Here is a 14,748-nt window from a genome sequence, read left to right on the forward strand (position 1 = left end):
GTTGTCTAGGCGGCCCGTTCCCCGCCGGTGCCCCGACCGCTCGCAGCCGCTTCGCACTCTGCCTTCCGGTTCGGCGGCCGGGCGCTGGAAACCTGTATCCTTGTGCGGGGCCGGATACGCAATGTTCTGGCGGGACGAACCTTAGACGGATGGAGCCACGTGGCTGAATACATTTACCAGATGATTCACGCGTTCAAGCGCGTGGGCGACAAGACGATTCTCGATGACGTCACCATGGCGTTCTACCCCGGTGCGAAGATCGGCATGGTCGGTCCCAACGGCGCAGGGAAGTCCACGATTCTGAAGATCATGGCCGGGCTGGACGAGCCGTCCAACGGAGAGGCGCGTCTCTCCCCGGGGTACAGCGTGGGAATCCTCCTGCAGGAGCCGCCCCTCGACGAGTCGAAGACGGTGCTCGAGAACGTCGAGATGGGGCGTGCCGATGTGATCGGCAAGCTCAAGCGGTTCAACGAGATCGGCGAGGAGATGGCCGATCCCGACGCCGACTTCGATGCGCTCATGGAGGAGATGGGCAGGCTTCAGACCGAGATCGACGCGGCGGGAGCCTGGGACGTCGACGCCCAGCTCCAGCAGGCCATGGACGCGCTGCGCTGCCCGCCTCCCGACACACCCGTCGCCGTCCTGTCAGGAGGCGAGCGCCGCCGCGTCGCACTGTGCAGGCTGCTTCTGGAAGCGCCGGATCTGCTTCTGCTCGACGAGCCGACGAATCACCTCGACGCCGAATCGGTGCTCTGGCTGGAGCAACACCTCCAGCAGTATTTAGGCGCCGTCATCGCGGTGACCCACGACCGCTACTTCCTCGACCACGTGGCCGAGTGGATAGCCGAGGTCGACCGCGGGCGCCTGTATCCCTACGAGGGCAACTACACGACCTACCTCGAAACGAAGGAGAAGCGTCTGGAGGTGCAGGGCAAGAGGGACGCCAAGCTCGCCAAGCGGCTCAAGGACGAACTCGAATGGGTCCGTTCCTCGGCGAAGGGCCGCCAAGCCAAGTCGAAAGCCCGCCTGGAGCGCTACGAGGAGATGGCCGCCGAGGCCGAGCGCACCCGGAAGCTCGACTTCGAAGAGATCCAGATCCCGCCCGGGCCGCGACTGGGATCCATCGTCCTGGAGGCGACGCATCTCAAGAAGGGCTTCGGGGACCGCGTCCTCATCGACGACCTCTCCTTCACCCTCCCGCGCAACGGCATCGTAGGCATCATCGGCCCCAACGGAGTGGGCAAGACGACCCTCTTCAAAACCGTCGTCGGGCTCGAGCGGCTGGACGCCGGCGACCTGAAGATCGGCGAAACCGTCAAGATCTCCTATGTCGACCAGAACCGGGGAGGCATCGACCCGGAGAAGAGCCTCTGGGAGGTCGTCTCCGACGGGCTCGACCACATCCAAGTGGGCAATGTCGAAATGCCCTCGCGCGCCTACGTCTCGGCCTTCGGCTTCAAGGGGCCCGACCAGCAGAAGAAGGCCGGAGTGCTCTCCGGCGGCGAACGCAACCGCCTCAATCTCGCCCTGACCCTCAAGCAGGGCGGCAACCTCCTGCTCCTGGACGAGCCCACCAACGACTTGGACGTCGAAACCCTCTCCTCTCTGGAGAACGCGTTGATCCAGTTCCCCGGCTGCGCCGTGGTCATCACCCACGACCGCTGGTTCCTCGACCGAGTCGCCACGCACATCCTCGCCTACGAGGGGACGGAGGAGAATCCCGCAGCGTGGTATTGGTTCGAAGGCAATTTCGAGTCCTATGAGAAGAATAAAGTCGACCGCCTCGGGCCCGACGCCGGACGGCCTCACGCGGTAACATATCGGAAGCTCACGCGAGACTGACGCTCGCCTGCGCCCTCGGAGCGGTGCGAGCGTTCGAATGCACCCGGCCGTTCGGGTCCGTGCCCAGGCCTAGCGGTCCGGGAAGGTGGGTGCGCCGGTCGACGACCGGCGCACCCACCATCACAAGCTTCGTTATTCAGTTCACTTCCGCGGTCTCGGAGGGGGGCGGAACCGTTCCGTGTCATAGTGAGCGGACGCGGCCCACAGACTCCCGGCTTCACCGTTGCGACGAGGAGCACGACGGGGGCGAACGCAGTGAAGAGATCCTGCCGGCGCACTCCGACGCTGAGCCGGCAGGCGTCGGAGCGCGCCGGTCGGTCTCCCCGGCGCTGGTCGGCCTCCTAGTCGTCCTTGTGAGTGATCGACCGGACCTTGACCATCCCCTCCTGCGACATCGTCGCGATGTGACGCCCGTTCTGGAAGAATTTCGCGATGACCAGTCCCCTCCCGTTCTGGGCGGAGGGGCTCTCCAGGTCGGCGAGGATCCAGTCCGATATGTCGAAGTTGCGGTGCCACCAGATCGCGTGGTCGAGCGTCGCCAGCGAGGCGTCGGGGTGCGACCAGTACAGCCCGGTGGCCCGCATGACGGGTTCGAGCATGAACTGGTCGGCGGCGTAGCCCAGCACTGCCCGCTGGAGGAGTTTCGAGGATCCGGCCGGCATGGGCGTGCGCGTGCGGATCCATATGAGCTGGCGGGGCGTGCGGTCCTGCGCGGGACGGATATAGATGTGGCCTCCGACGTGCCGCATGTCCAACGAGTTGGTCGTGGACATGATGTGCCCCCGCGGGTCGTTCAAGCTTGCGAAGAAATCGACGGAGGAGGGGAGGGTCTCGGGGTCCGGCGCCTCGGGCTGAGGCGAGCCGAAGGAAGGGCCGGGTTGGTGGAGCTGCGCCGAGATCCGGGAGGCGAAGATGATGCGCCCGTTCTGGATGGCGTTGACCGTCCTCGTGGAGAACGATCGGCCGTCGTTGAGCTCGGTGACCTCGAAGTCGGTGGGAGAGTCGATGGCGCCGGGGCTCAGGAACGCCGCGGTGATCGAATTGACGAGCCGGTCCTCCGCGGCGGGAAGGGTGTCCGCGGCGACCATCGTCGCCTGTGCGAGGACCTGGCCTCCGTAGACGCGTCCGCCGAGCTGGTAGAGGTTCCTGCCCCGGTACCTGTTGTCGCCCAGCGCTTCCAGACGCAGGGTGTTGAGGACCGTCGCCAGCGGTTCGAGGTCCGTTTCGGGGATGGCGAGGAATCTGGTCATTGAGATGCGGCTTTCGACGGGTCGGGGTGTCCGTTCACGGCAATGCTATCCAGACGGGAGCCGTTCCCCCCTTGCCGGGCCACATGGTGGAACGCGTCCCCTCCGGCGATCCGGTGCGGCGCCCGGACTGCAATCCGTTGCGCAATCTGGCAAGATTGGCAGTGTTCCGATCGACGACGATGGACGGAATCTAGGAGGCCGAATGAAGGAGAATGCCCCGGAGCGCACGCTGTTGTGCGAACTCGCCGATGCGTGGGGCGTCGCCACTGAATACTGGGGGTTCGACGGCAACAAGGTGATGGTCTCCGACCTCACGCTCATCAGGATCCTCGCATCCCTGGGAGTCGACGCGTCGAACGAGCCGTCCGCCCGCCGCGCGCTCGAGGAGGCCCGTATGAGGCCCTGGCGGGAGACCCTTCCGGCCTGCACGGTCGTCAGGGACGACCGCGAATCCCGAGTGGCCGTCCACCTCCCCCACGGGGCGGGTGTGACGGTCGAGGTCGAACTGGAGAACGGGGGAGCCCGGGCGCTCGCCCAAGGAGAGGACTTCACCCCGCCGCGCGAGGTCTCCGGGGTTCTCACGGGCCAGGCTTCCTTCGTCGTCCCCGCGCGGATGCCGCTCGGGTACCACATGCTCCGAGCCCGCATCACCCTCGACGACGGTTCCACCGAAGTCCACGGCGCTCCCTTCGTCGTCGTCCCCCAGCGCCTGGCCTCCCCGGCGGAGCGCGGCATGACCGGGTGGGGGATGACGGCCCAGCTCTACTCGGTGCGTTCCCGCAGGTCGTGGGGCGTCGGGGACACGGCCGACCTGAAGGAGATGTGCTCGCTCTTCGGCGCCATGGGCGCCGACTTCATCCTCATCAATCCGCTCCACGCGGCCGAACCGGTCGGCCACATCACCCCGTCGCCCTACCTTCCCGTGACGCGGCGCTTCTTCAACCCCCTCTACATCCGGCCGGAGGACGTTCACGAGGTCGCCTACATGCCGGCGGCGCAGCGGGCTCTCGTCACGTGGGCGGGCGAGGAGATCAAGGAGACCGACGTCCTCAACGAAGTCATCGACCGCGATTCGTCGTGGGAGGCGAAGCTCCAGGCCTTGGAGGTCATCTTCGCGTTCGGGCGCAGCAAGGCGCGTCAGCGCGACTTCGAGCGCTTCCGCGCGACGGAGGGCCAGGGGTTGGAGGACTTCGCGCTGTGGTGCGCCCTGCGTGAGAGATACGGCGAGGATTTTCCCGAAGAGCTCTCCTCGCCCGCCACTCCGCACTCGGCGCTCCAGCGGCTCGAGCTGGCCGAGAGGATCGATTTCTTCGCCTGGCTTCAGTGGATCGTCGACACCCAGCTCGAGGACGCCCAGCGGGAAGCCCTCGACTCGGGCATGGCGCTGGGCATCTTCCACGACCTGGCCGTCGGCGTGCACTCCAAGGGCGCGGACGTGTGGTCCAACCCGGGGATCTTCGCTTCGGGGGTGACGGTCGGCGCGCCGCCGGACGTCTACAACCAACACGGGCAGAATTGGTCTCAGCCGCCGTGGAGCCCCGTCGCACTGCGGGAGTCGGCCTACGCGCCTCTGCGGAACCTCGTGCATACGGTTCTGCGCCACGCGGGCGGGCTGCGGGTGGACCACGTCATGGGTCTCTTCCGGCAGTGGTGGATTCCCGCCGGCAACCCTCCCTCCGAGGGCGCCTACGTCCGGTTCGACCACGAGGCCGCGGTCGGGATACTCATGCTCGAGGCGTACCGGGCCGGCGCCGTCGTGGTCGGCGAGGACCTCGGCAATGTCGAACCCTGGGTGCGCGATTACATGCGGGAACGGGGGATTCTCGGCACATCCGTCCTGTGGTTCGAGGCGTACGACGACGGCACGTTCAAGCAGCCGTGGGATCTCCGCCGCGAGACCCTGGTGACCGTCGACACCCACGACCTCCCCCCGGTCGCGGGGTACCTGGCCGGTGAGCACGTGGACCTGCGCGACCGGTTGGGCGTACTGGCCGAACCCGTCGAGAAGGTCCGCGCCGACGCAGAGCTCGAGCGGCAGCGGATGATGTCGCGTCTGGCCGAGCACGGGCTGATAGACGAGAATTCGTCCGAACGCGAGATCATCGAGGCCATGCACCGGTACATCGCGCGCAGCCCGGGGGAGCTTCTGGCGATCGCCCTCGTCGACGCCGTGGGGGAGCGCCGCGCTCAGAACCAGCCGGGCACAGACGAGGAGTATCCGAATTGGCGCCTTCCCCTGGCCGACGGTTCCGAACAGGTGGTCCTCGTCGAGGATCTCAAGGGGAACCCCCGGTTGCGCTCGCTCGTCACCGCCTTCGTCTCCGAACTGCACACCGCCCGCCAATAGGTCTGCGCACCCCCGCCGATAGCAAGTGGGGCGTCTCTTCGCCGTCGGCGAATGCGCAAGCGCACGGCTTTCCCGGAGCCGTGAACGGGCGGTGTGCGCGAACCGAGCGGCACGGGTAGGCTGGGACGCGACCGATTTAAGGAGGAAGTATGAGCGCCAAGGCAGAGTCGTTGATCGCCGCCATCGGCGGACGGAGCAACATCGGCAACGTCGAAGCATGCATCACGCGCCTTCGCATCGAGGTCTCAGACCCGACGAAGGTCGACGAGGAAGCTCTGCGTGAGGCGGGGGCGTTCGGCGTGGTCCTTCAGGGCCCCGTCGTGCAGGTGGTCGTCGGGCCGGAAGCCGATGCCTTGAGCGCCGCGATGTCCAAGCTCCTCGCCTGACCGCCGCGCGCCGGGCCCGTTCGCCGTGGCCGCGCCGGCTGGAATTCGAGCACGCCGTCGGGCCGGTTGGAAGACAGCCGGCCCGACGGCGCGTCTTCAGGCCCCTGCCGCATCCGCCTTCTGGGCGCGCACGGCCCGTTCTGCGCGGTCCACCGACTCGGAGACCAGACGGATGCAGGCCGGGGCGGCGTCGGCGTTCTCGGCGAGCCAGGCCTTCCCCAGGCTCACGAGGTCTACCCCGAGGTCCGTGCGGCCCGCCAATGAGATCGGGAAGGCGTATTCCAGCATGTTGCTGGCGATCTCCACCGAATGGCCGTCCCACTGGGCGCGCGCGTCCTCGAAGTAGCGGGCTGCGTAGGGGGCGAGGGATTCCGGCGTCGCACGCCGCGAGCCGAGCGCGAGGTTGCGCTGGACGGCGTTCGACTCGAAGTCTCCCGTGATCTCCTTCCACACCTTCTCGCGCACCGCGGGATCGGGCATCGCGCCGCGCGCCTGAGCCGAGAAGATCTGACCGTAGGAGGTCGAATCCTTGGCGTACTCCTCGGCGATTTCGGCCTCGCCGATGCGGCCGGCGGCGGCCAGCGCGATGACGATCCCCCAGCGGACCTCGGCGTCGACGAGGTACCCTTCCGGAAGGCCCTCGCCGTCGAGCCATCCGGCGATGCGGTCGAGCTGTTCGTCCGTCTTCGCCAGGCGCATGGCGGCCGAGGCCACCTGCAGCTGGTTGTCCGAGCCGGGCTCGGCCTCGGAGAGGATGTCGAAGACCCTCGCGGCGACGGCGTCGTGGAGGGCCTCCCGCCCGGCGGGGGCCGAGTAGACGGTCACGGCGGTGATCAGCTGGTTCAGGATGTAGCGCAGCACGGTCCCGTCGGTCTCATCAGGGAGGGCCTTCAGGACGATCCGGGTGTAGTCGGTGGCGCTCATGAGACCGTCGCGGCACATGTCCCAGGCGGCGAAGAGCACGCTCGTCCGGGCGAGCCGATCCTCGAACGCGTCGAGGCGCTCGACCGCGGCGCCCAGGGACTTCTCGTCCAGGCGAATCTTCGCGTACGCCAAATCCTCGTCGTTGACGAGAAGGATGGCCGGCCGCTTGACGCCCGCGAGTTCGGGCACTTCCGTGAGTTCGCCGTCGATGTCCAGCTCGACGGAGAAGGTACGGGTCAGCTTCCCGTCGATCGCGTCGAAACCGCCCACCCCGATGCGGTGGGGGCGCAGGGAGGCGCGGCCGTCGGACTCCTGGCGGATCGCGAAGGACTCGACGCCGCCGCCCTTCTCGACGATCTCGGGGGAGAGGACGTTGGCGCCGGCCTCCTGGAGCCACACCTTCGTCCAGCGCGAGAGGTCGCGGCCCGACGTGGCCTCCAGTTCGGCCAGAAGGTCGGCCAGCGTGGCGTTGCCCCAGGCGTGCTTGGCGACGTAGGAGCGCACCCCGGCGAGGAACTCCTCCAGGCCGACCCACGCCACGAGCTGCTTGAGCACCGAGGCGCCCTTGCCGTAGGTGATCTGGTCGAAGTTGACGAGCACGTCCTCGATGTCGCGGATGTCCGCGGCCACCGGGTGGGTGGAGGGCAGGAGGTCCTGTTGAATCGCCCCCGACTTCTCCGAGGCCAGGAAGGTCACCCAGGCTTCCTTCCACCGCGTGTTCTTCACCGCGGCCAGGTGGCTCATGAACTCGGCGAAGGATTCGTTGAGCCACAGGTCGTCCCACCACTTCATCGTCACGAGGTCGCCGAACCACATGTGCGCCTGCTCGTGGAGGATCGTGATGACCCGGCGGTCGACCATGGCGCCCGTGGGCTTCGTGCGGAAGATGTAGGACTCGACCAGCGTCACGTTGCCGGGATGCTCCATCGCGCCCGCGTTGTACTCGGGGCAGAAGACCTGATCGTATTTGCGGAAGGGGTAGGGGAAGCCGTAGTTGGCCTCGTAGAACTCGAAGCCCTGCTTCGTCACCTCGTAGATCTCGTCGGCGTCGACGTATTCGATGAGCGACTTGCGCGCCCAGATGCCCAGCGGGATCTCGCGGCCGTCCACCGAACGGTAGACGTCGCCCTCTGCGCTCGCGTAGGGTCCGGCGATGATCGACACGAGATAGGTCGATATGCGCTCGGTGGGCGTGAACTGCCAGGTGAACACGCCCTCGCGTGTGGCGACCGGCTCGGGGGATGGCGAGTTCGACAGGACGGTCCAGGCTTCGGGCGCGTCGATCGTCAGCGTGAACTCGGCCTTGAGATCGGGTTGTTCGAAGCACGCGAAGACGCGCCTGGCGTCGGCCACCTCGAATTGCGAGTAGAGGTAGACCTCGCCGTCGGCCGGATCGACGTAGCGGTGCAGTCCCTCGCCCGTGCGCGAATAGCTCATCGTCGCCTCGACTCGGACGGTGTTCTCCGGCGCCAGGTCCTCCAGCGGGAAGCGAGAATCCGCGAAAGCGCCGGCGTCGAGCACATTGCCGTTGAGGACCACCTTGTCCACCGACTCGGCGACGATGTCGAGGAACGTCGACGCCCCCGCCTCGGCGGTGAAGTCGATCTCGGTGATCGAGGAGAAGGCCGTCTCCGATCCCGTGAGGTCGAGGTAGACGCGGTAGGCCTCGGTGGAGATGAGCGCCGCGCGCCGCGCCGCCTCCGAGCGTGTCAGATTGGTGCCTGGCATTGAATTCCTTTCGAATAGACAACCGCATACAAGGGTACGCGATCCCCCGCTCCGGCATCGGCTTGCGCTGAGCCTCCGGCCCCTCCGCCGCCGAACCGAAAGGGGCCCGCCACCGCCCGACGGCCGGGAGCGGTCACTTGGCAGGCGATTCGGGGGAGCCGTCGACCACGGCCATTTCGTTCGGCGTGACCGGGAGATCCCATGAGTTCAGGAGCTCGCCGGTGGAGATCTGAATCATGTGCAGCTTCTTGGTCGCCGGCTCGGTCACGTAGGCGTAGTCTCCCATCGCCTTGACGTTCGGGCCGGGCTCCTGCCAGTTCTCCTTCTCCCTCCACGGCTTGACGACGTCCACTTTGCGCAGGACGTGTCCGGTGCCCGAGTCGAGGATGTTGAGCTTTCCGTCGTAGGTCAGGACGAGGCTCTCGCCGTTCTTGCCGCGAGCGAGGGAGCGGAACCAATAGGACGAGCCGAGTTCGACCGCGGTGATCGTGGCGCTCTCGGTGTTGAGCAGGCCCACCTTGGTCGGGCGCTCTGGCTTGGCGTCCTTGTCGACCTTGTAGTCGGTGAGGTTGACGGGGGAGGCGGGGGAGCCGGCCTGGTTGCCCGAACGCTGGTAGGCCTCCGGGACCGCGACCTTGTGGAAGGCTCCGTCGCGGTAGACGAGCGGCCCGTTCGTGCAGCCGAAGGACACGACGTCTCCGTCGCCGTCGGACTTGGCCGCGGCTTCGCCGTGGACGCCGGGGCAGTCGGCCGACTCGGCCACGGCCTTCCCGGATGCGTCGACCTTCTGGACGGTGTGCCGCTCCTGTTCGGTTCCCTTCGTCGTCAGGACGCCTCCGTCCGCGAGCGGGACGGCGACTCCGTGATGGGGTGCGCCGGTCTTGATCGTCGTGATCTCGTCGGCGGTGATCTTGCCGTCGGTGAAGGCGTCGGACTTGAGGACCTGGGCCGTTCCCTGGCCATCGGAGAAGAGGGCGGTCTTCCCATGGTGGACCACGACGTGCCCCGCTTTGGGAGCCTTGATCTCGGCTCCGGTCAGTTTGGGGGTCTGGGTGTAGTAGTGGAAGTGATCCTCGTGGGGGACGGAGACGAGCCCGGCGTCGAAGAGTCGGAACCGATCCCCGTCGGAGACGAGGACGTGACGTCCGTTCCCCGCCGGATTGAGCCGAAGGAAGCCGTCGTGCTTCGTCGTGGCCAGGACTTTGCCCGTCGCTCCGTCCATAGTGAGCAGACCGCCGTCGTAACCGATGACGACGCGGGGCCTGAGGGAGGAGACCTCCTTGCGGCCCCCGTCCTTCCCGCCGCCGCGCCCCTCCGAAGCGGACGAGGGGGAGCCGCTCCCCGACTGGGAACCGGAGGAGCCGCAGCCGGAGAGGACGAGGGCTCCGACCGCGACGGTGGACAGAACCTTGAGAATGCGTGGAATGATCATATCCGTCAGACTACCTGAGAATGATTATCGTTCACAAACATAGGCGGTCATTCGCATTCCCTCCGGCGCCTGGGCGCGGTGGAGCGGTCTCGCGGAAGTACCCCGGGCCGTCCGGATCCGTCACTCGCCCGGCTTACCAGATGCGCACGCGCTCCTCGGGGGGCAGATAGAGGGCGTCGCCTTCGGTCACGCCGAAGGCCTCGGCGAAGGCGTCGACGTTCTTGACCACTCCGTTGGTCCGGAACTCGTCGGGGGAGTGGGGATCCGTGGCGATCTGCTTGGTCAAGGCCTCCGTGCGGTCCTTGCTCTGCCAGACCCTCGCGTAGGACAGGAAGAACCGCTGGACTCCCGTGTATCCGTCGATGACGGGCGCGTCCGCGTACGTCCGCCCCTGCCTGGCCAGGGCGATCCCGTAGGCTTTCAGCCCTATGGAGACGCCTCCCAGGTCGCCGATGTTCTCGCCCAGTGTGAGGGCGCCTCGGACGTGATGGGGGCTGTCGGAGTCGAACTGGGCGGGGACGTAGGCGTCGTACTGGGCGACGAGGGCCGACGTCCGCTCTTCGAACGCCCTGCGGTCCTCGTCCGTCCACCAGTTGTCGATTGCCCCGTTCGCGTCGAACTTCGAGCCCTGGTCGTCGAAGCCGTGGCCTATCTCGTGGCCGATGACGGCGCCGATCGCGCCGTAGTTGAGCGCGTCGTCGCGATCGGGGTCGAAGAAGGGGAACTGCAGGATGGCAGCGGGGAAGACGATCTCGTTCCACAGGGGGTTGTAGTAGGCGTTGACCGTCTGCGGCGACATGAGCCATTCGCTGCGGTCCATGTCCTCGCCGAGTTTGGCGAAGTCCCTGGCTACCTTGAAGCGCGCGCTCGCACGTGCGTTGTCGAGGAGGTCGTCGCCGATCCGGAGGGCGGAGTAATCTCGCCACTCGTCCGGATAGCCGATCTTGGCGACGAAGGAGTCGCACTTCTCCAAGGCCCGCCTCTTCGTCTCGTCCCCCATCCAGTCGAGCGCGCGGATCGACTGGCGGTAGGCCTCCAGGAGGTCGTCGACGAGGCGCAGCATCCTCTCCTTGTGGGACGGAGGGAAGTGCCTGGCGACGTACTCTTTGCCGACGGCCTCGCCGAGGGCCCCTTGGACGAAGCGCACGCCCCGCTTCCACCGCTCGCGCTGTTCGACGGTTCCGCGCAGCACCCTCCCGTAGAAGTCGAAGTCGGCGTCGTCGATCTCCTCGGTGAGGTAGGGGGCGCGGGCCTGCAGGATCCGCCAGCGGGTATAGGCCTTCAAGTCCTCCAGAGGGGTGCGGTTCCACAGTCTGGCGGCGGAGGCGATCGCATCGGGGTTCGCGACGATCGCATCGGCCATCCGCCCGAGCGGGGCTCCGGCCGCTTCGAACGCCGCGTTCCACGCGAATCCTGGGGTGCGGTCGAGGAAGTCCGTCCACGTGAAGGGGTTGTTGACCTTGTCGACGTCGCGGGTGTCGACGACGCTCATGTGCGCTGCGGCGATTTCCCTCTCCACGGCGAGGACCACGCGGGCCTGCGCCGCTGCGGTCTCCTCGTCCAAGCCGTAGCCGAGGGCCAGCAGACGCGGCACGAAGGCCTCGTACTCGGCGAGCACGCCGGCGTGCCGGGGGTCGCGGTAGTAGGCCTCGTCCGGCAGGCCGATGCCCGACTGGGAGACGAAGACCGTGTAGCGGGAGGGGTCGTTGAGATCGGAGGCGACTTCGTAGGAGAAGAAGGCGTGCACGCCCGTCGCCGACAGAGCGCCGACCGCGCGCGCGAGCTCCTCGCGGTTCGCGGCCGCCTCGACCGGCGCCAGATCCGCCTCCAGCGGTGCGGTTCCCTTGGCGTTGAGGGTGTCGACGTCCATCCAGCTGTTGAACAGCCGAGCGATCTTCCCGGCCTCGCCCTCGGTGGGGTTGGCCGCCGCGAGTTCCTCGATGATCTGGCGGACCTGCTCCTCGGCCTGAAGCGCCAGGGCGGTGAAAGAGCCGTCGGAGGCCAGATCCGTGGGAATCTCGTGAGAGTCGATCCACGAGCCGTTGATGGCGCGGAAGAGATCGTCCTGAATGCGGACCGTGGAATCTGCGCCCTCCAGAACCCGGGCCAGGGCGTTGTTCGTAACCGTCATGGCGCCAAGCTTACGCAAGTCCCAGAGGCCGGAGGGACATGGCCGGTACCATGGCGCCCATGCGCGTACACATTGCGACGGACCACGCAGGGTTCGAACTGAAGGAATATCTCGTCCCCAGGCTCGCCGAGGCGGGCTACGACGTCGTCGATCACGGGGCGGCAGAATACGACGCCCTCGACGACTACCCGCCGATGTGCATCGAATGCGGGAAAGCGGTCGTCGCCGATCCCGGAAGCCTGGGAATCGTCCTCGGAGGATCGGGGAACGGCGAGCAGATCGCGGCGAACAAAGTGCCCGGCGTGCGGGCGATTCTGGCCTGGAACGAATCGACGGCCGAGCTGGGCCGCGAGCACAACGACGCCAACGTCGTCTCCATCGGCGCGCGGCAGCACGAGCCCGCCCGGGCCTTCGAGCTCGTCCGAACCTTCCTGGAGACGCCCTTCAGCGGAGGCGCCCGGCACCGGCGTCGCATCGGCCTGCTCGCCGAATACGAGGCGGAACGCGGCTGAGCCTGCCGGGCCGGTACACGATGTCGCCGCGATTGACAACCGGAAGGCAGCACCATCGAGTGGAGGGGCGATCTCTGTTAGATTTCCGAGGGAAAGCGGGGGATTCAGCAACTGAACTGATGATCTGATTGGAGAGACGCTGATGCTTTCCCGGGCGAAAGGGCACGCCGCCCGCATCGCAATGACGCTCGCCGCCTCCGTCCTCGCGCTGGCCTCCTCGATCGTGGCGCTGCCGCAGCCGGCAGCCCACGCCGAGAAGCCCCACGGCGAGAGGCTGAACAAGAAATACGCGGTCGCCGACACCGACTACCCGGTTCCGCAGAGCAACGTCCTATGGGTGAGCCCCGAAGGCGACGACGGCGCCGCAGGCGCGCAGAACGCCCCGCTCAAGTCGGTTGCGGCGGCGGCGAAGAAGGCGACGGACGGCACGACGATCGTTCTCAAGAGCGGCGTCTACCGCGAACCCCATTTCTCCATCACCAAGAGCAACGTCACCCTCCAGGCGGCGCCTCACGCGGAGGTGTGGCTCAAGGGCAGCGACGTCGTCGGGGCCTCTCGGTGGAAGAAGGACGGCAGAGTCTGGAAGGTCACGGGGGACTTCCAGAACTTCTGCCACGTCTGCACCGTCAATCCGGACCCCCGCGTCGACGGGATGGCCGCCTTCCCGGAGCAGGTCTTCATCGACGACCAACCCCTCAAGCAGGTGGACAGCAAGGACAAGGTCGGCCCGGGAACCTTCTACGTCGAAGACGCCACGCCGACGACCTTGAAAGTCGCCGACGACAGGACCAAGGGCTACAACGTGGGCAAGCAGGACAGCGTAACCTACTACGTCGGATCGGATCCGACCGCTGGAACCACGGAGATCTCGCAGCGGAGCCGGGCCTTCACCTCCACGGGCTCGGGCTTGGCGATGAAGGGCGTCAACGTCGCCCAGTTCGCCCCCAATCACGCATGGGACTTCAACGACCCCCGGCTCGGAAAGGAGAGCGGGCCCGTCGCGGTGAGCGTCAACGGCGCGGGAAGCGTGATCCAGGACGGCGTGTTCGCCCAGAGCTCGTCCACCGGCTTCTTCTTCGACCACGCCGAGAACAGCCGCTTCGTCAACAACAAGGTCTACGACAACGGAGCCACCGGTCTGGGAGGCAACCGCACCCACGGCACCACGGTCGAGAAGAGCGTCTTCTCCGCGAGCAACGCGGCCGGAATGGAGATCGACGGGACCAAGTGCAAGGGCTACTGCACAGTCGGCGACGTGAAGATCACCCACGCCAAGGACGTCACTTTCCGCGAGAACGTCGTGGACTACTCGGGCCGGCAGGTGAGCCACGTGGACAAGGGCAAATCGACGCCGCCGGGATTCTGGTGCGACGAAGGGTGCATCAACGCCGTCGTCGTCAACAACTTCTTCACGAATTCCAGCTCCGCCATCTTCATCGAGGTGTCGGCCGGCGGAGTGGTCGCATCCAATGTCATCGAGAGCTCGGGCATGGGAATCACTCTGTCGGGATCCGAAAGGGTCAAGGTATACAACAACACCGTCTCCCGAACCCTCGCATCGATCACGGTGAATGAGGACGAGCGGTCCAACGGATGTAACGCCGTCGACGCCAACAGGCGATGCATCGCGAACGAGTCGTGGTCCCAGGAGCAGCATCTGTCATGGGACGCGACGAAGAACGAAGTGTACAACAACATCGTCTCGTCGCGGCCGGGCCTGAACGGCAGTCGACGCCCCTGGTGGTCCTACCCGATCCGCACCGCCGGCGGCGCGGACGAGGACGGCAGTTCGAAACTGTACAGCAACTCCCTGTTCACCGGGCTCGACTACAACGCCTACTATCGCAACGGCCTGGCGGGCGATCCCTACCTCATGACGTGGGACACCCCCGAGGGCGCGGGCAAGACCGACGTCCGCTTCTCCCGCACCAAGGACATCGCCGAGGACTCCCGGACCGATAAGCGGATTGATGGTTTGGAGCGTCATGCGCTCGATCAGTTCGGTGCGCGGTCGGCTAATCCGTTCTTCGTCAAGGAGGCTGATGGTGACGCGGATTTCAAGAAGAGCGATTATCACTTGAAGGCGGGCAGTCCGGCTCGGGGGTCGGGGAAGGCTCTTCCGGCTGATGTGGCCAAGGCGATCGATCCGTCGGGCACGACGGTCAAGCCCAATGCGGCCGTGGACCGCGGAGCACT

The 14,748-nt window shown here is 66.7% G+C and carries 9 protein-coding genes; 5 read left to right on the top strand and 4 right to left on the bottom strand.

Annotation, left to right across the window (positions count from 1 at the left end; genetic code table 11):
- The first annotated feature begins 159 nt into the window (after positions 1–159).
- Positions 160–1,842, top strand: a complete 1,683-nt coding sequence (ettA, locus tag HMPREF0043_RS00960; RefSeq protein WP_021600896.1) for an energy-dependent translational throttle protein EttA — start codon at positions 160–162, stop codon at positions 1,840–1,842.
- A gap of 341 nt (positions 1,843–2,183) precedes the next feature.
- Here the strand turns inward: ettA and HMPREF0043_RS00965 are convergent, their stop codons facing one another.
- Positions 2,184–3,092, bottom strand: a complete 909-nt coding sequence (locus tag HMPREF0043_RS00965) for an acyl-CoA thioesterase (RefSeq protein ID WP_021600898.1) — start codon at positions 3,090–3,092, stop codon at positions 2,184–2,186.
- Between the two features lie 202 nt (positions 3,093–3,294).
- Between HMPREF0043_RS00965 and malQ the strand changes: the two genes are divergently transcribed.
- On the top strand, positions 3,295–5,439 hold the full coding sequence (malQ, locus tag HMPREF0043_RS00970) for a 4-alpha-glucanotransferase (protein WP_021600899.1): 2,145 nt from the start codon (positions 3,295–3,297) through the stop codon (positions 5,437–5,439).
- 149 nt (positions 5,440–5,588) lie between these two features.
- On the top strand, positions 5,589–5,825 hold the full coding sequence (locus HMPREF0043_RS00975; protein ID WP_021600900.1) for a glucose PTS transporter subunit EIIB: 237 nt from the start codon (positions 5,589–5,591) through the stop codon (positions 5,823–5,825).
- 96 nt (positions 5,826–5,921) lie between these two features.
- Here HMPREF0043_RS00975 and pepN read toward each other — a convergent pair whose 3' ends face one another.
- The 3 genes from pepN to HMPREF0043_RS00990 form a co-directional block, all read right to left on the bottom strand.
- Positions 5,922–8,477, bottom strand: coding sequence for an aminopeptidase N (gene pepN, locus HMPREF0043_RS00980; protein ID WP_021600901.1), 2,556 nt, complete (start codon positions 8,475–8,477; stop codon positions 5,922–5,924).
- 133 nt (positions 8,478–8,610) lie between these two features.
- Positions 8,611–9,909 carry a hypothetical protein gene (locus HMPREF0043_RS00985; protein ID WP_021600903.1) on the bottom strand — a complete coding sequence of 433 codons (1,299 nt, stop codon included), beginning with the start codon at positions 9,907–9,909 and terminating at the stop codon, positions 8,611–8,613.
- Between the two features lie 133 nt (positions 9,910–10,042).
- A complete protein-coding gene (locus tag HMPREF0043_RS00990; RefSeq protein ID WP_021600904.1) occupies positions 10,043–12,040 on the bottom strand; it encodes a M13 family metallopeptidase in 1,998 nt (665 codons plus the stop codon).
- A 59-nt stretch (positions 12,041–12,099) separates the two neighbouring features.
- On the opposite strand from HMPREF0043_RS00990, the gene HMPREF0043_RS00995 reads away from it, so the two are divergent.
- Both HMPREF0043_RS00995 and HMPREF0043_RS01000 read left to right on the top strand, forming a co-directional pair.
- Positions 12,100–12,552 (top strand): ribose-5-phosphate isomerase, encoded by a 453-nt coding sequence (locus HMPREF0043_RS00995; RefSeq protein WP_040317550.1) that lies wholly within the window; start codon positions 12,100–12,102, stop codon positions 12,550–12,552.
- A gap of 142 nt (positions 12,553–12,694) precedes the next feature.
- Positions 12,695–14,748 (top strand): right-handed parallel beta-helix repeat-containing protein (locus tag HMPREF0043_RS01000; RefSeq protein WP_021600906.1); only part of this gene is annotated, 2,054 nt, incomplete at its 3' end.

Origin of the sequence: Actinobaculum sp. oral taxon 183 str. F0552, assembly GCF_000466165.1 — a bacterium.
In the GTDB taxonomy this organism is placed as follows: Bacteria; Actinomycetota; Actinomycetes; order Actinomycetales; family Actinomycetaceae; genus Peptidiphaga.